This is a genomic window from Janthinobacterium glycogeni, from assembly GCF_051380725.1.
Taxonomy (GTDB): Bacteria; Pseudomonadota; Gammaproteobacteria; order Burkholderiales; family Burkholderiaceae_D; genus Janthinobacterium.
In genome coordinates, this window is record NZ_JBNYXP010000003.1 from 222,436 (window position 1) to 238,654 (window position 16,219).

Annotated in this window: 19 protein-coding genes; 10 read left to right on the plus strand and 9 right to left on the minus strand. The window is 63.0% G+C overall.

The annotated features are described in order from the left end of the window. Positions 1–36: 36 nt before the first annotated feature. The 7 genes from ACQ4W4_RS09370 to ygfZ all read right to left on the minus strand — a co-directional run bounded on the left by ACQ4W4_RS09370 (position 37) and on the right by ygfZ (position 6,984). Positions 37–972: an ABC transporter substrate-binding protein gene (locus ACQ4W4_RS09370; RefSeq protein WP_436541740.1), complete on the minus strand. Its 936-nt coding sequence runs from the start codon at positions 970–972 to the stop codon at positions 37–39. 63 nt (positions 973–1,035) lie between these two features. Then, entirely contained in the window at positions 1,036–1,986 is a 951-nt protein-coding gene (tal, locus tag ACQ4W4_RS09375) for a transaldolase (RefSeq protein WP_436541741.1), read from the minus strand. A gap of 6 nt (positions 1,987–1,992) precedes the next feature. Then, the gene (gene xylB / locus ACQ4W4_RS09380) at positions 1,993–3,474 is read right to left on the minus strand and encodes a xylulokinase (protein ID WP_436542014.1); all 1,482 of its coding nucleotides are present in this window, start codon (positions 3,472–3,474) and stop codon (positions 1,993–1,995) included. A gap of 31 nt (positions 3,475–3,505) precedes the next feature. Next, positions 3,506–4,507: a LacI family DNA-binding transcriptional regulator gene (locus ACQ4W4_RS09385; RefSeq protein ID WP_436541742.1), complete on the minus strand. Its 1,002-nt coding sequence runs from the start codon at positions 4,505–4,507 to the stop codon at positions 3,506–3,508. Between the two features lie 335 nt (positions 4,508–4,842). After that, positions 4,843–5,580, minus strand: a complete 738-nt coding sequence (locus ACQ4W4_RS09390) for an NRDE family protein (RefSeq protein ID WP_436541743.1) — start codon at positions 5,578–5,580, stop codon at positions 4,843–4,845. Then, positions 5,571–5,861, minus strand: a complete 291-nt coding sequence (locus ACQ4W4_RS09395; RefSeq protein WP_070311863.1) for a DUF4936 family protein — start codon at positions 5,859–5,861, stop codon at positions 5,571–5,573. The genes ACQ4W4_RS09390 and ACQ4W4_RS09395 overlap by 10 nt, the downstream gene beginning before the upstream one ends. 7 nt (positions 5,862–5,868) lie before the next feature. Next, a complete protein-coding gene (gene ygfZ / locus ACQ4W4_RS09400) occupies positions 5,869–6,984 on the minus strand; it encodes a CAF17-like 4Fe-4S cluster assembly/insertion protein YgfZ (RefSeq protein WP_436541744.1) in 1,116 nt (371 codons plus the stop codon). 176 nt (positions 6,985–7,160) lie between these two features. Between ygfZ and mltG the strand changes: the two genes are divergently transcribed. From mltG to ACQ4W4_RS09415, 3 genes are read left to right on the plus strand one after another with little or no spacing between them, the layout of a single operon-like run. Continuing rightward, positions 7,161–8,147, plus strand: a complete 987-nt coding sequence (gene mltG / locus ACQ4W4_RS09405) for an endolytic transglycosylase MltG (protein WP_436541745.1) — start codon at positions 7,161–7,163, stop codon at positions 8,145–8,147. A 24-nt stretch (positions 8,148–8,171) separates the two neighbouring features. Beyond that, positions 8,172–8,813 carry a dTMP kinase gene (gene tmk, locus ACQ4W4_RS09410; RefSeq protein ID WP_436541746.1) on the plus strand — a complete coding sequence of 214 codons (642 nt, stop codon included), beginning with the start codon at positions 8,172–8,174 and terminating at the stop codon, positions 8,811–8,813. 16 nt (positions 8,814–8,829) lie between these two features. Then, positions 8,830–9,858 (plus strand): DNA polymerase III subunit delta', encoded by a 1,029-nt coding sequence (locus ACQ4W4_RS09415; RefSeq protein WP_436541747.1) that lies wholly within the window; start codon positions 8,830–8,832, stop codon positions 9,856–9,858. 59 nt (positions 9,859–9,917) lie between these two features. Here the strand turns inward: ACQ4W4_RS09415 and ACQ4W4_RS09420 are convergent, their stop codons facing one another. Next, entirely contained in the window at positions 9,918–10,271 is a 354-nt protein-coding gene (locus ACQ4W4_RS09420; protein ID WP_436541748.1) for a hypothetical protein, read from the minus strand. A 153-nt stretch (positions 10,272–10,424) separates the two neighbouring features. Here ACQ4W4_RS09420 and ACQ4W4_RS09425 point away from each other — a divergent pair, with 153 nt between their 5' ends. From ACQ4W4_RS09425 to ACQ4W4_RS09455, 7 genes are all read left to right on the plus strand, one after another. Further along, on the plus strand, positions 10,425–10,811 hold the full coding sequence (locus tag ACQ4W4_RS09425; RefSeq protein WP_436541749.1) for a VOC family protein: 387 nt from the start codon (positions 10,425–10,427) through the stop codon (positions 10,809–10,811). 57 nt (positions 10,812–10,868) lie between these two features. Beyond that, positions 10,869–11,501, plus strand: a complete 633-nt coding sequence (locus ACQ4W4_RS09430) for a carbonic anhydrase (protein ID WP_436541750.1) — start codon at positions 10,869–10,871, stop codon at positions 11,499–11,501. 89 nt (positions 11,502–11,590) lie between these two features. Beyond that, a complete protein-coding gene (locus ACQ4W4_RS09435; RefSeq protein ID WP_436541751.1) occupies positions 11,591–12,370 on the plus strand; it encodes a TatD family hydrolase in 780 nt (259 codons plus the stop codon). 16 nt (positions 12,371–12,386) lie between these two features. Further along, the gene (locus ACQ4W4_RS09440) at positions 12,387–13,037 is read left to right on the plus strand and encodes an ankyrin repeat domain-containing protein (RefSeq protein WP_436541752.1); all 651 of its coding nucleotides are present in this window, start codon (positions 12,387–12,389) and stop codon (positions 13,035–13,037) included. Between the two features lie 268 nt (positions 13,038–13,305). Beyond that, a complete protein-coding gene (locus ACQ4W4_RS09445) occupies positions 13,306–14,229 on the plus strand; it encodes a class I SAM-dependent methyltransferase (RefSeq protein WP_436541753.1) in 924 nt (307 codons plus the stop codon). A gap of 100 nt (positions 14,230–14,329) precedes the next feature. Beyond that, entirely contained in the window at positions 14,330–14,578 is a 249-nt protein-coding gene (locus ACQ4W4_RS09450) for a hypothetical protein (protein WP_436541754.1), read from the plus strand. 153 nt (positions 14,579–14,731) lie between these two features. Beyond that, positions 14,732–14,929 carry a hypothetical protein gene (locus ACQ4W4_RS09455; RefSeq protein WP_070218341.1) on the plus strand — a complete coding sequence of 66 codons (198 nt, stop codon included), beginning with the start codon at positions 14,732–14,734 and terminating at the stop codon, positions 14,927–14,929. 65 nt (positions 14,930–14,994) lie between these two features. Here ACQ4W4_RS09455 and ACQ4W4_RS09460 read toward each other — a convergent pair whose 3' ends face one another. Further along, entirely contained in the window at positions 14,995–16,113 is a 1,119-nt protein-coding gene (locus ACQ4W4_RS09460; protein ID WP_436497115.1) for a phospholipase A, read from the minus strand. Positions 16,114–16,219: the final 106 nt, after the last annotated feature.

A 16,219-nucleotide genomic window follows, 5' to 3' on the forward strand; every position in this document is an offset into this window, starting at 1 on the left:
CTGGCCGGCGGCGCCACGTGGTTCAGGTCAGGCAGATCAGTTCCGTACCCAGCCCGTATAGGTGGCGACGTTTTCCTTGGTGATGGCCGGGGTCGGCAACAGCACCATGGTCTGTTTCGGCGTGCGGCCGTTCATGATGTCGTAGCCCATCTGCACGGCATCGGTGGCCATGCGGTACGGGTTTTGCGCCGAGGTGGCGGCAAACAGGCCGGCCTTGTTTTTCAGGGCGTTCTGGCCATCGGGCGCGCCATCGACGGCCGTGATCAGTTTCACGTCCGTGCGCTTCGATTGCTTGATCGCCAGTTCGGCGCCGATACCGGTCGGATCGTTGATGGCGAACACGCCGTCGATCTTCGGATAGGCCGTCAGCAGGTTCGACATCACGGTCATGCCGCCGTCGCGGCTGCCGCCCGCGTTCTGGTTGTCGGACAGGATCTTGATATCCTTGAACGCGGCCAGGGTCTTCTTGCAGCCGTTCACGCGGTCGATCACGGACGTGACGGGCGGGCCGTTGAGGATCACCACATTGCCCTTGCCACCGATCTGCTTGGCCAGGTAGGCGCACGAGACGTCGCCGGCCATGGTGTTGTCGGACATCACGGTGGCCGAAGCGCCCACGGCGCCCACGTCGACGGCGATCACGACCACGCCTGCATTGCGCGCTTTCTTGATGGCTGGCGCGATGCCCTTGGAATCGACGGCGTTCAGGATGATGATGTCGGTCTTGTTGGCGATGAAGTTCTCGATCTGGTCGACCTGGGTGTTCAGGTCATACTTGCTGGACACCGTCGTGACTTTCACGCCAGGGCCGCCCAGCTTTTTCGCGCTTTCTTCCGCGCCGCGGCCGATGGCGACAAAAAACGGGTTGGCCAGGTCGCCCACGCTCACGCCGATGGATTTCAGCGGTTTGTCGGCAGCGAAGGCGCCGCAGGCGGCGGACAGCAAGAGGGAGGCGGTAATGACTTTTTTCATGAGGATCTCCAAGGGTTTTTATTGTAAAAACAAACAGTGCTACGGGTGAAAACCGGGTTTAACTTAGTGACTGCGCAATTTCTCGATCATGGCGTCCAGCTTGCCCGCATCGACGGCGAAGCCGCGGATGCCTTCGGCCAGCTTTTCGGTTGCCATCGCGTCGTCGTTCAAGGCGTAGCGGAAAGCGGCCTCGTCATACGTGACGGCCGGCTGCGGCGCGCCCAGTTCGGCGCCCAAGGCGCGTTCGAACGGCGTATCCGCCGCTTCCAGCTTGGCCAGCAAGTCGGGGCTGATGGTCAGCAAGTCGCAGCCGGACAGGGCGGTGATCTGGCCCACGTTGCGGAAGCTCGCGCCCATCACTTGCGTGGCGATGCCATGTTGTTTGTAGTAATTAAAGATGCGCGTGACCGATTGCACGCCTGGATCGTTGGACAGGCTGCGCGCCGCTTCGTCCCATGCCGCTCCCAGCGATTTTTTATGCCAGTCGTAGATGCGGCCCACAAATGGCGAAATCAGCCGCACTTTCGCGTCGGCGCAGGCAACGGCCTGGCAAAACGCGAACAGCAGGGTCAGGTTGCAAAAGATGCCGTCTTTTTCCAGTTCACGCGCGGCCTGGATGCCTTCCCAAGTGGCGGCGACCTTGATCAGCACGCGCTCGCGGCCAATGCCGGCTTGTTCGTACAGGGCGATCAGGCGGCGCCCGCGGGCGACGGTGGCGTCGCGGTCAAAGCTCAGGCGCGCATCGACTTCCGTCGACACGCGGCCCGGCACGACCTTTAAAATTTCCAGGCCGAAGCGCACCAGCACCTGGTCGACGATATCGTCCAGGCTGGCGGATTGATGCGCGGCGACCGTGCTTTCCAGCAAGGGCGCGTATTCGGGCTGCAGCACGGCTTTTAAAATCAGCGACGGGTTGGTGGTGGCGTCTTGCGGCGCGAAACGGGCCAGTTGCAGGAAGTCGCCCGTGTCGGCGACGACGGTGCTGTGTTGCTTCAATTGTTGCAGTTGATTCATTGCTGCTTATCCTTTGCTGAGTTGGTGCAAGGCTTGCACGGCGGGAAACAGGCTACGGTAGCGACCGTAGCGGAGGCTCAAGGCTGCGCTATGCGCGGCATCGGGCAGGAAAGTGTTTTTGATGGGCAAGCCGGTGGCCAGCAACTGGCGCTGGCCGATGGCGGCAAAGCCCAGCTTGGCAGCGCCCAGGCTGGCCGACAGTTCGCTGTTGTGCAGGGTGCGCATGTCGCGTCCCAGCACATTGGCCAGCAATTGCGCCCAGTACTGGCTGCGCGCGCCGCCGCCCACCAGCATGCAGTGGGGAACGACGGCACCCGTCGAGGTGACGGCCGCCATGGCGTCGCGCAAGGCAAAGGCCACGCCTTCGAGCACGGCGTAACCGAGCTGCGCCGGCGTGCTGTCGTGGCCCAATTGCAAAAAGGCGCCGCGCACCTGCGGGTCGTTGTGCGGCGTGCGCTCGCCCGACAGATAGGGCAGGAACAGCGGTGCGGATGGCGCGATGGGCGCGTCGAGCGGCAAGGCGCTTTCCACCAGCGCCAGCAGGGCGGCCTCGTCGGGCTGGCCCAGCACGCTAGTCGCCCAGCGCAGGCAGCTGGCGCCGGACAGGATCGCGCCCATGGCATACCAGCGGCCGGGCAGGGCGTGGCAAAAGCTGTGCACGCCGCCGGCCGGGTTGCCCAGCGGCTCCTCGGTGACGGAGACGATGGCGGCGCTGGTGCCCAGCGAAATGAAACTGTCGCCGCCGTTGACGGCGCCGATGCCCACGGCCGAGACGGGATTGTCGCCGCCGCCGGCGGCCACCACCACGTCCATGGGCAAGCCCAGCTGATCCGCGACGGCCGCCAGCACGGTGCCCGTGGCCGCGTCGCCTTCGGCCAGCGCCGGCATCTGTTGCGCACGCAAACCGCAGGCGGCCAGCATGGGGTCGAACCAGGCGCGGCTGGCCTCGTCCAGCCACAGGGTGCCGGCCGCGTCGGACATGTCGGTGACTTTGTTGCCCGTCAAGCGCAGGCGCAGATAATCCTTCGGCGACAGCAGGCAGGCGATGGCGGCGAAGGCGTCAGGCTCGTGCGTTTGCAGCCACAGCAGTTTCGGCGCCGTCAAGCCCGCCATGGGCAGGCTGCCAGTCACGTCCGCATAGGCGGGATAGTCTCGCGCCAGGGTCGCCGCTTCGGCTTCGGCGCGCGCATCGTTCCACAGGATGGCGGGACGGATGATGTTATCGTCGGCGTCGAGCAGCACGGCGCCGTGCATCTGACCCGACAGGCCGATGCAGGCGATCTGCGCGTATTCCTGCGGCCAGCCGGCGCGCAGCTGGGCCAGCGCGTTGACGCAGGCGGCCCACCAGTCCTGCGGCGACTGTTCGGACCAGCCCGCTTGCGGACGGCTGGTATCGATGCGCACGGACGCCTGGCCGCGCACGGCGCCTGCGCTGTCCATCAGCACGGTTTTCAGTTCGGAGGTACCGAGGTCGATACCGAGGGAAATCGCTGGATGCATGTTGGTTTGCTATAAAAAGTCAGGGGCAGCCGCAGGAATTGCGCACGCGCAAGGTCGGCGACAGGCGCTGCACGTGCTGGGCGCGGCCCGGATTGGCGATGCGGTCGATCAAGAGGTCGACGGCCATGGCGCCCAGCTCTTCGAGCGGTTGCGCCATCACGGTCAGGCGGGGGCTGAAGTAATCGGCCCAGTCGAAATCATCGAAGCCGGCCAGGGCGACGTCTTGCGGTACCGCAATGTGCGCGTCGCGCAAGGCGTGCATGGTGCCGATGGTCATCAGATTATTGCCGGCCACGATGGCCGTGGGACGCTGCGGCAATGCCAGCAATTCGCGCGTGGCCGCGCCGCTGCGCTCAAGGTTCGAGTCGCCCGAGCGCAGCAGCTCGGGGTCAAAGGCGATGTCGGCGCGCTGCAAGGCCAGGCGGTAGCCGTCGATGCGCTCGTCCGTCGTGGACAGGCCGGGCGCGCCCGCGATGAAGCCGATGCGGCGGTGGCCGTGGACCGCGATCAGATGGCTGACCAGCTGCGCCGTCGCTTCGCTGTTTTCCACGCCCACCTGGTCGAATGGCTGCGGCGACATGCGGTCCACCAGTACGGAAGCGATCTTGTTGCTGGTCAAATAGTCGAGCGTGCGGTGGTGCGGATCGCCGGACGGCGCCAGCACGATGCCGTCGACCCGGCGCTGGTGCAGGTTCTGCACCACTTTCAATTCCTGCGCGGGATCGTCATGCGTATCGGAAAACAGCATCATCAAGCCATGGCGCGTGCAGGCCGCCTCGATGGCGCGCACGGTTTCGCTGAAGTAATGATTGGTGAAGGCGGAAATGGCCACGCCGATGGTGCCCGACGAGGAGCCGGCCAGGGCGCGCGCCAGCATGTTCGGCACATAGCCGATCTGCTGCATGGCCGCGTTGACGGCGGCGACGGTTTTCGGGCTGACCTTGCGGGTGCCGTTGAGTACGTGAGAGACGGTCGACAACGATACGTCCGCCGCCCGCGCTACATCTTCCATGGTGGCCATGGTGTCTCCTGATGGTATTTTTTTGTTTTTATGTGTTTGATGCACGGCTTTGTTGCCGCGTTTGCATCCATCGTAAACAAAAGAAAGCGCTTGCGCAAGCGCTTTCTTTTTTGTGCGGATGGATGGTGTGTGGGTTCTCGATGAGGATAGGGGAAGCTGGCGCAGGTCGGATTTGCGCGCCGGAGGGGCGCGTAATCCGACAGCGGCGATGGCGGTGATGCCGGTTGCGTGTAGTGGTGGTGATGGTGGTGTCGGCTTACGCGCTTGCGCGCTAACCCGACCTACCCTGACTGTTGGGGGGGGGCTGACCCGACGGGTCAGACCCCCGCATTGACTTACTGTATCACCAGCTCATGCAGTTCGCCGGGCGAATCGGGGAACAGTTTCACGACGGTGGACGTGCGCGTGCCGTAGCCCGGCGTTTCGATGCAGACGGCGGACAGCACGCGCTCGAGGTCGAGCGGCACGCCCGTGTCGGGCAAGCGGAAGTCGGGCGCGCGCGTGGTGTCGGCCAGCATGTCGAAATACGCTTCGTCGGGCGCGCCCTGGCACAGCAGGCTGGCGAACTGGGCCTTGGTCTTCAGGACCTTCGGCCACGGCGCGTCGAGCAGGGCGTTCGACAGGCCGTAGATGCCCGGTTCCAGGGGCTGGCCGTTGCGCGCATCGCCATCGCCCCGGTTGGAAAACCAGATCAGGGTATCCGCGTCGCCCAGCACCAGGTTGAAGCCGTTGTAGGCTTTGCAGCCGGGGCGGATTTGCGCGATATAGTCTTGCGGCGACATATCGCCGGCCAGGTAATCGGCCACCAGGGCGCCGCGCGAGGGGGCGTCCGGGTTGCGGTCTTGCGGGCTGCGGATGTTCGTGATGGCGGCGAAGCGCGAGCTGCCGCTGCCGGCCTGGGTGATGCCCATCCAGCTGCCGCCCGCCTGCAGGTCGCGGCCCGCATACACTTGCGGGTGCTCGGGCCAGACCGCGGCGGGGGCGCTGGCGCGTTCATAGAATTCGTCGCGGTTGGCGGCGGCAATCAGCGGGATGTGCGGATTGACTTTCCAGGCAAAAACGATCAGGCACATGGGGGCAAATCCATGAACACTTCCGTATGGCGCGCGCCGGCCGTCAGGGCCAGCAAGCCCGCCTCGTCGGCGGCTGCGGCCAGCAGTTCGGCAAAGCCTTCGCCGACGACGGGATAGATTTCCATCCACGTCTGCAAGCCATCCTTGGCTTCCGGGCGGCGCTTCAGTTGCGGCGCCACGCCGGACGCGGCCGCCAGCTTTGCCTGCAAGGCGCGGACCCGCGCTTCCAGCGCCTGGGCGTGCTCTTCCTTGACCTGATAATAAATGTACAAATCTTTCATGGCATTCTCACAAGTCGAGTGCGTCAAGCACGTAAGGCATGGGCAGGAATTGCACGTGAACGCCTTGCGCCGAACCGTAGCGCACGGCGCCGGCGGCGCTTGAACCTTCGGCTATCGCCCCCAGCTTCATTTCGACGAGGGCGTCGCTGCCGCCGCTGCCGTTGGGCGCGGCGTTGACGACCATGCCGCAAGGCTGGTCCGGGTCACTGACGGTGTACAGTTCGCCGCCGGCCACGACGGCGGCGTCAGCGATGCTGACGAGGGTGGTGCGGCGCTTGAGCTTGCCCAGGTATTGGCTGCGCGCGACGATTTCCTGGCCCGGGTAGCAGCCCTTCTTGAAATTGACGCCGCCCAGCAACTCGAAATTGACCATCTGCGGCACGAATTGCTCTTGCGTGGCGGCCGTGATCTGCGGGATACCCGCGTGGATGTCCGACAATTGCCAGGCGTCATTGCCGCCCTTGGCCAGTTTTTCAGCCAGCTGCGGCCACGCGTCGCGCGCCGTGGCGGCCGACGTCAGCCATTCATAGCGGGCGCTGCCGAACGCATCGGCCACGCGCAGCAGGGTGCCCAGCGCGTGCTCGACCTTGCTGAACGGCGTGGCGGGCAGGGCGGGAAACCAGGCGGACAGGACCGCGCCGGCTTGCTTGCCGCCCAGGCCCAGGATGACCTGGTTCGCGTCATCAAACGATGCATCGTGCAGCTTGGCCTTGGCGCGCAGCACGAACATCTGCAGGCGCTTCTGGATGGCAGGCTGTATGGCGCGCGGCAATTGCAGATAAATGGTGGTGGCGTTGCGCCACATCAGGAAACTGGCCAGCAGCCGGCCCTTCGGCGTGCAGTAGCCGGCCAGGCGCACTTGCTCCTGGTCCAGGTGTTCCACATCGTTGGTCAGCTGGCCGTGCAGGAAACTGGCTGCCTCGTCGCCGTTCAGGCCGATCAAGCCCTGGTCCGTGATGGCGGCGACAAAACCTTCTTGCAGCTGGGGCACTGTCAGGGACTGGCCGAAATCGGCGATAGGGGCGGCGGCGATGGGGGCGGTGCTGTCAGGCGCGCCATCGGTGGCAGCGGGGCGGGCGCCTTGTGCGGTTAAAAATTGATTCCAGTTATTCATAATTTCCATTAGATCAGCGATTAAGCATTATCATTACGGGTTCATTATAGTGATGTCGCGCAGATTGCGTCGGCAGCGGCAAGAATGCCAGTGTTGGCGCCGCTTTGCGCGTACTTTCTTCACAAATGAACGATCATAACAAGCGCGCGCTGCCCGTCAGCGAGCGCATCACAAGAATCGGAACAATGGCTTTCTTTAAAAAACTTGTAGTCAGTTCAGTCATCGCCGCCATCGGCGTGGGCGGTACTTTTGTGTACTGGGCGCAGCAGCCCATCACCACGGACGGTGTAGCGATTCCGTTTACGATTGCGCCCGGCAGCGGCGCGCATGCGGCCGGCCAGCAGATCGCGGACGCGGGCGTGCCCATCGTGCCCATCCTGTTCAACATGCTGGCGCGCATCGAAGGCAAGACCTCGAAGATCAAGGCCGGTTCCTACGAGCTGAAGCCGGGCACGACGCCGCAGCGCCTGATCACGCAACTGGCGCGCGGTGAATTCGCGCAAGAGTCGCTGACCATCATCGAAGGCTGGACCTTCAGGCAGATGCGCATGGCCATGGCCAGCCATCCCGGCCTCAAGCACGATACCGTGGGCCTGTCCGACAAGGAACTGATGGCGAAGATCAGCCCCGAATATGTGCTCCCGGAAGGCCTGTTCTTCCCGGACACGTATCTGTTCGCCAAGGGCGCCAGCGAAATGCAGATTTTCAAGCAGGCGCACGCGGCCATGATAGGCCGCCTGTCCGAAGCGTGGTTCAAGCGCGATCCGGCCTTGCCGTATAAAAACCCGTACGAGGCGCTGATCATGGCGTCCATCGTGGAAAAGGAAACGGGGCAAAAGTCCGAGCGCGCCATGATCGCCGGCGTCTTCGTCAACCGCCTGAAGACGGGCATGCTGCTGCAGACGGACCCGACCGTGATCTATGGCATGGGCGACAGCTACCAGGGCAAGATCCGCAAACGCGACCTGGAAGCGGACACCCCGTACAATACCTACACGCGCGGCGGCTTGCCGCCCACGCCGATCGCCCTGGCTGGCGCACAATCGCTGACGGCGGCGCTGGCGCCGGCCCGCACGCAGGCGCTGTATTTCGTCGCGCGCGGCGACGGCACCAGCCAGTTCTCGGCCAACTTGCCCGACCATAACCGCGCCGTGAACCAGTACCAGCGCTAATATCCTTATCACATCAAGAGCTTCATGACACAACACTATCAACCGCGCTTCATCACCTTCGAAGGCATCGATGGCGCGGGCAAGTCGACGCATATCGGCTTTGTCGCCGACTACCTGCGGCAGCGGGGCGTGAGCCTCGTCTCGTCGCGCGAACCGGGCGGCACCAGCCTCGGCGAAAAGCTGCGCGAACTGCTGCTGCATGAAAAGATGCACCTGGAGACGGAGGCCTTGCTGATGTTCGCCAGCCGCCGCGAACACATCGCGCAAGTCATCGCGCCCGCGCTCGAGCGTGGCGAGTGGGTCATTTCCGACCGCTTTACCGATGCCAGCTTCGCCTATCAGGGCGGCGGCCGGGGCATGGACTTGCGCAAGATGGAGCAACTGGAAGCGTGGGTGCACCCGCACCTGCAGCCGGATATCACTTTCCTGTTCGACGTGCCGCTGGCCGTCGCCCGCGCGCGCCTGGACGCCACGCGCGCGCTCGACAAGTTCGAGCAGGAGCAGGCGGACTTCTTTGCCGCCACGCGCAACGAATATCTGCGCCGCGCGGCCCAGTTCCCGCAGCGTTTCCGCATCATCGATTCCACGCAAAGCATTGCCGACATCCAGGTGCAGCTCGCGCAATTACTTGATGTATTGCTTGCACAAAGCATTGTAAATCGCTGATTTAAAAGAAGAAGATATGACCAGTTCTCTCTATCCGTGGCAACAGGACGCCTGGCAGCAATTGCAAGCCTTGCGTCCGCGCATGCCGCACGCCATCCTGTTCCATGGCGCGCAAGGCATCGGCAAGGCCGACTTCATCGAGCACTTTGCGCAAGCCTTGCTGTGCGAAGACGTGCGCGCCGACGGCCATGCCTGCGGCGCCTGCGCCTCGTGCGGCTGGTTTAGCCAGGGCAACCATCCCGATTACCGCCGGGTGCGTCCGGAAGCGCTGGAGGATGAGGTGGCCGATGACGGCGAAGAGGGCGACGGCGCGAAGAAAAGCGCCAAGACCAAGACGCCGTCGAAAGACATCAAGATCGAGCAGATCCGCAACCTGGCCGACTTCATGAACATTTCCACGCACCGCCAAGGCTTGCGCGTGGTCGTGCTGTATCCGGCCGAGGCGCTGAACACGCCCGCGTCGAACGCCTTGCTGAAGACCCTGGAAGAGCCGCCGCCGGGCACCCTGTTCCTGCTGGCATCGAACAGCCTGGACCGCCTGTTGCCAACCATTCTGTCGCGCTGCCGCAAGTTCGCCTTGCCCATGCCCAGCCACGAGCAGGCTTTGACCTGGCTTAAGGCCCAAGGTTTGAACGATGCGGACAGCTGGCTGCGCGAGCAGGGCGGCGCGCCGCTGGCCGCGCTGGCCCAGTCCGAATCGGGCGGGCGCGAAGAAACGGAACAATTGCTGCAGGTGCTGGCCAACCCGGGCGTGGAAGCGGCACTGAAGGCGGCCGACAAGTTGCAGAAATCGCCGCTGGCGCCGCTGGTGGCGTCCTTGCAGCGCTGGCTGTACGACGTGTTTTCTGTCAAGCTGTCGGGCACCATCCGCTACTACCCGCGCCACCGGCGCGAGCTGGAAGCCTTGGCGGGACGCATCAACGTGAGCCGTCTGATGGCCGCCATCAAGGCCGCCAACGAACGCCGGGCGATTGCCGAACACCCCTTGTCGCCCAAGCTGTTCCTCGAGGACATGCTGCTCGACTACGCATCCAGTTGTCAATAGAATCAAGGGCTTACGTTACCAAGCCAATCCAGATTCTTTGATCTGGCGCGATTCGGGACTTAGCCGCAGGCGCGCGTGCAGCTGCGGTATTGCACTTCGCACGCTTGCTGGCGTTCGGCGCGCCGGGCGCGGAAGGCCTGGGCTTCGGTTGGGCGCAGCTGCTCCGCTTGCGCGTCGACATTCCTGCCAGCCGCGACGTAGGGATTGCTGCTGGGCTTCATCGACAAGATGGGGCTGGTATCGCTTTCCGTCGCGCCTTGCGCTTGCGCCCGGCAATCCTGGCGTGCCGAGGCACAGACGGGCTGGCACAGGCTGCCATCGGGGATGGCCTTGGGCGCATCGCGCTTGTCTTGCGCATGCGCTGTGAGGGTCAGGCAGGACAGCAGTATCAAAGGGCCCGTAACTTTCAGCATGAACTATCTCCAGGTAGCCGCGCGCAACCCCATGGTTGCGTTCCGGCAAGTCACTATATATCTTGATAAGGTTTTTGCCTACCGTTCATGTCCGATTGCCACGTTCTGACCCCGGTGTTACAGTCAAGGCACTGGACAGCAACGGAGGCGTGCATGCAACGAGTCACTGGCATTGGCGGTATCTTTTTCCAGGCGCAAGATCCGGCCGCGCTGCGCGCCTGGTACCAGCGCCACCTGGGCCTGGACGTGCAGCCCTGGGGCGGTGCCGCCTTCACCTGGACGGATAGCGCTGGACAGCCCACTGGCGGCACCACGATCTGGTCCGTGGCGGCCAAGGACAGCGAGCAGTTTGCGCCCGGCAAGGCGTCCTTCATGATCAATTACCGGGTCGACAACCTCGATGCGCTGCTGCAAGCGCTGCGCGACGAGGGCTGTAATGTGCTGGACAAGGCGCCGGACTCGGAATACGGCCAGTTCGGCTGGGTCATCGATCCCGAGGGCAACAAGGTGGAACTGTGGCAGCCGCCCGAAGGGCAATAGGCAATGCAGGCGCCAGATCAGCGATAATACGGGTTCGGCTAACCATTTCATTTATTTATGCGCGACATTATTGCTGGATTCCTACGTTTCCAAAAAGAGGTTTTTCCTGAGCGCCGCGAGTTGTTCAAGAGCCTCGCCACGGGACAGACCCCGAAGGCCCTGTTCATTTCCTGCTCGGACAGCCGCATGGTGCCCGAACTGGTGACGCAGCGCGAGCCGGGCGAACTCTTCGTGATCCGCAACGCGGGCAACATCGTGCCCTCGTACGGCCCTGAACCGGGCGGCGTCAGCGCCACGGTGGAATTTGCCGTGTCCGCCCTGAACGTGAGCGATATCGTCATTTGCGGCCATTCCGATTGCGGCGCGATGAAGGCGATCGCCACCTGCGCCTGCCTCGATCACATGCCGGCCGTGCGCAGCTGGCTGCACCATGCGGACGCCGCGCGCATGATCAACGAATCGCTCGACCATCCGACGGAGCAGTCGCGCATCGACGGCATGGTGCGCGCCAACGTGGTCGCGCAACTGAATAACCTGCGCACCCATCCCTCGGTGGCGCTGGCCATGGCGCAGCATCGTCTGACCCTGCATGGCTGGGTGTACGACATCGAGAACGGCTCTCTCGACGCGCTCGACGAGTCGACCGGCAACTTTGTTCCGCTGGCCGAACACCCGGCCTCGCAGATGTAATCGGCTGCCAGCATCCGCACCGCCCCGGCAGGGCATGCGCGCCGCCGTTTCCCTGCCAGTTTTCGCTCCCTCCGGTACAATCCCGCCTTATGTATATCGATTCCCACTGCCATATCAATTTCCCCGAGCTGGCCGCTCGCATGCCCGAGATCCTCGCCAAGATGGCCGAGAACAAGGTGACGCACGCGCTGTGCGTGTCCGTCGACCTGCCGGACTTCCCGCAGGTGCTGGCCCTGGCCGAGCAGTATCCGCATATTTTCGCCTCCGTCGGCGTGCATCCCGACTATGAAGACACGCCGGAACCGTCGGTGGAAGACCTGGTGCGCCTGGCCGACCACCCGAAGATCATCGCCATCGGCGAGACGGGCCTCGACTATTTCCGCCTGACGGGCGACCTCGAGTGGCAGCGCGAGCGCTTCCGCACTCACATCAAAGCTTCAAGAATCACGCGCAAGCCCTTGATTATTCACACAAGAGCGGCCAGTGAAGACACGCTGCGCATCATGCGCGAAGAAGGCGCGGGCGTGGCCGACGGCGGCGTGGCCGGCGTCATGCATTGCTTTACAGAATCGCTGGAAGTGGCGCGCGCCGCCATAGCCATGGGTTTCTACATTTCGTTCTCCGGCATCGTCACGTTCAAGAGCGCCAAGGATTTGCAGGCCGTGGCGCTGGAAGTGCCGCTCGAGCGCATCCTCATCGAGACGGATTCGCCATATCTGGCGCCCGTGCCGTTCCGCGGCCGCATGAACGAACCGGGCTACGTGGCCCACGTGGCCGAGTACCTGTCGACCCTGAAAGGCATTCCTTTGGCCCAGGTGGCGCAGCAGACGACGGATAATTTCTTCAAGTTATTCAATCAGTTGCCATAACTTATTAAGGTAAAACATGATGAAAAAACTCGCGCTGGCGATGCTGCTGTGCTGGGCGACGGCCGGCCAGGCGGCGCCGGAACCGGACGCCTTCTTCCGCGCCGTGTCCGTCAACAACGCCAGCGGCGTGCGCGGCATGCTGGCCGAGGGCATGAATCCGAACCAGCCTGACGCGCAGCGCGGTGACATTCCCCTCGTGCTGGCCCTGCGCGACGATGCGGACAAGGTGTTCCAGCTGCTGCTCGACACACCCGGCATCGACATCGAGGCCCGTTCGGCCAACGGCAACACGGCGCTGATGATGGCCGCCTACAAGCACAAGCTGGACGCGGTGAACGCCTTGCTGGCCAAGGGCGCCAAGGTCAACCAGAGCGGCTGGACGGCGCTCCACTATGCGGCCTCGGCCGGTGACTTGCCAATCATGAAGATATTGCTCGACCGCGACGCCATGGTCGATGCGCGCGCGCCTGCCAATGTCACGCCGCTGATGTTCGCCGCCCGCGAAGGACAGGAGGGCGCCGTCAAGCTGCTGCTGTCCTGGGGCGCGGACGCCAGCCTGAAAAGCGACCATGGCTGGACGGCCGTACAATTCGCCCAGGCCGGCGACAAGCCGGGCGTGGTCGCCATCATCGAAGCGGCACAGAAGGCGCGCGCGGGACGTAAATAAGTACATGTAAGTAATCTTTCTAGCAATACTTTCCATGCCAGCGCTGAAACTGGCATGGAATTGCCTCTCACCTCAGCCCTTTGTTCTCCCTGCCGATTAACGATAATGATCGTGTCGCATTAATCAGGAGATTTCTCGCATGGGCCATCCCACCACCGTCAGGCGCCGGCTGTATTGTCGCCGCCCCTCGCGCAGCCCGTGCGATATCACTGCTTTCTGGAATGACAAAACCGATCGGCCATCGGAGCCAGACTCCAAGAGGACAGACATGCTGAATGAACGAGAAATCGAGAGTTGTTACCTGGGGCAATTTATCCCCGTCCATTACCACCACAATATGTTGATGGACCAGAACCGCATGCACGGGTTCAAGTCGGCGATCGATTACGCGGTGAAACCCGGCATGAAGGTGCTGGAGCTGGGCGGCGGCACGGGCGTGCTGTCGTGGTTTGCGGCTGCGCGCGCCGACAAGGTCTGGTGCGTGGAGTTCAATCCGGACATGGTCAAGGAAGCGCGCAAGATGCTGGCGCTCAATCCCAACGGTGAAAAAGTCGAAGTCGTCCATGCGGACGCCTTCGAATACCTGCCGCCCGAGCCCGTTGACGTGGTCATCTGCGAAATGATCCACGTGGGCATGCTGCGCGAAAAACAGGTGGAAGTGATCGAATCGTTCAAGCGCCGCTACCTGGCACGCTTTGGCGGCCCGCTGCCCATCTTCCTGCCCGAGGCCGTCATCATGGCCGTGCAGCCGATGCAGCAGGAATACGATTTCGAGGGGTTTTATGCGCCCATCGTGCAATTCCAGGAAACCGCGGCCATCCACCCGGGCGTGCTGGAACTGGCGCCGCCGTCCGTGTACAGCATCATCGACTTCAGCCAGCCGACGGACAGCGTGTTCGGCTTCGACGGCAAGTTCGTCGTCGAACGCAGCGGCACCCTGAACGCCTTGCGTTTCGTCACCAAGAACATCCTGGCAGTCGTGCCCGAGCGTTCGACCACCATCGACTGGCTGAACCACTACATGTGCCTGCCGCTGGCCGCGCCGTTGGCCGTGAAGGCGGGCGACGTGCTGCAGGTGAGTTTCCAGTACCGCGCGGGCGGTTCGATCCCTTCGCTGGAAGCGTCGATCCGCGCCCAGGTGATCTATGACGTGAATCTTCAGCCCGCTATGCAGAACGCCGTCTACGCATAAGCATCGTTAATTCCAAGGCAACGCCGCAGCGATTTCATCCTGCGGCGTTTGTCCATTCAGGGTATATTTCGTCTTTTACCCACTGGACAGCTTTATTATCATGGAACAGATCGATCAGCGTTACCTCGTGCAACAGAACAAAATCAGCGACGGCGAGACCCGGCCGCCCGTGTTTGCCAAGGTGATGCGCAGCAAGGAAGGCGTGTTTGAAGGCGTGTCCTTCATCAAGTCGAAGGACAAGGCCTCCATCCTGACCATCGAAGAGGCCAACCAGGCTATCAAATGGGCCACCAGCAAGAAGCCGAACGCGCATGAATACATCACGAAAGTGATTTGCGTCGGCCAGTAAGCCCCCGTTCATTCCCGTTTTTGCACCGTTCATCCCCGTAGCACGCAGTTCATCGCATGGCCGTTGCCGCCGTGGCGGCGCTTGACTATAGTGCTGTCACGGTAGCGGGGCAAGCACGGCTTGCTCCGCACATTTCATTTGAGGGGGAAGGCGATGCTGGGATTCGTGCTGTGGCTGCTGCTCTTGCTGGTGTGCTGGCCCCTTGCCTTGCTGGCCCTCGTGCTGTATCCGCTGGCCTGGCTGCTGTTGCTGCCATTCCGCCTGATCGGCATCGGCGTGGAAGGCGTGTTCGAATTGCTGCGCGCCATCGTCATGCTGCCGGCCCGCGTGCTCGGTGGCGGGCGGCACTGAACTGGATTCCCATAAAAAAATGGCGCCGTCGGCGCCATTTTTTATGCATGTACCGTTTACACCGCTTACAGGTCGACCATGAAACCGGCGCCGATCGATTTCTGCGAATAGTTATAGTCGATCAGGCTCTGGCCGTAGCCGGAGAACAGCTGCAGATAGCCTTTCAGGTTGGCTTTCAGAGGGAAAGCCCAGCTTGCCTGCATCGAGCCATGCTTCTTGCTGAAATTGCGGCGCGCCGTCACGGCGTATTCATGGCCCTTGTTGCGGTAGCTCACGCGCAAGTCGCCATGCCCCATGTAATCGGTGATGTCGATATTGTCGTTGTCGGTCGCGCTATTGTCGAGGCGGTGCCAGACGCGGCCTGTGATCGCCAGGTTGTCTTTTTCCACGCCCAGTTCCGCATACACGCGGTTCCAGCTGCGCGACAGGGTCGACGTCTGGCCATTCGACTGGTGCACGAGGCCCAGGTTCAGGTAATTGAATTCCAGGCCCGCGAAATTCTTGTTGATCGGCAAGATCAGCATCAGTTCAGGCTGGTAATTGGTCTCACGGAAGGGGCTCGATGCCTTGCGGTTATACGCCTGCCAGAAACTTTGCTGCGTGTAGCCGAACCACATGTCGATGGGCGTGCCGGCGATGTCTTCCAGCAGCTTCATCTTGAAGCTCAGCTGGAACGTCAATTCCACGTGCTGGCTTTTGATGCCGGCCGGCGTGAAGTCCTGGAATGGCTCATCGTTGGAAGCGTCGCTGTAGTTGGCCAGCAGCAGATAGGTGTCGCGGTGCGGGCGGAAGTTGAACAGGCCCCGTTTCGAGGCGTCGTTCAGTTCCCATGATTGCTGGGTGCGCGAAATCGGTGCTTCCGGCGGTGCCGCACCCGCCTGCGCGATGGCGGGAATGGCGGCGTTGACGGCTTCCGGCGTGGCCACGCCAGGCGGGCTGACGGGCGTGATGGGGGCGACCTCGGCAGCGGCCGCCAGGGTGACGGCAGCCGTGGCAGGGTCGCCGCCGGCGGCGATGGTGGCTTTTTCCGCCGCCTTGGCCAGGGTGTCGAAGCAGCCCAGGCGGGCGCTGGCGTCACCGAGCACGGCGCAACGCTGCATTTGCTGTTCCAGTTCGCCGGCCATGGCCAGCGCCGGCGACGCCAGCAGGGAGGAGAGGATTATTTTTCTTAGTCGGATAGTCATAGGCTGAGTGGGGCATGTCATTCGGTGCGCACCTGGGCTGGCATGCCGGCGGCGTCGCCTTGCACGATAATTTACGGTGCGTATTGATTTTGATTAATCTTTGCTG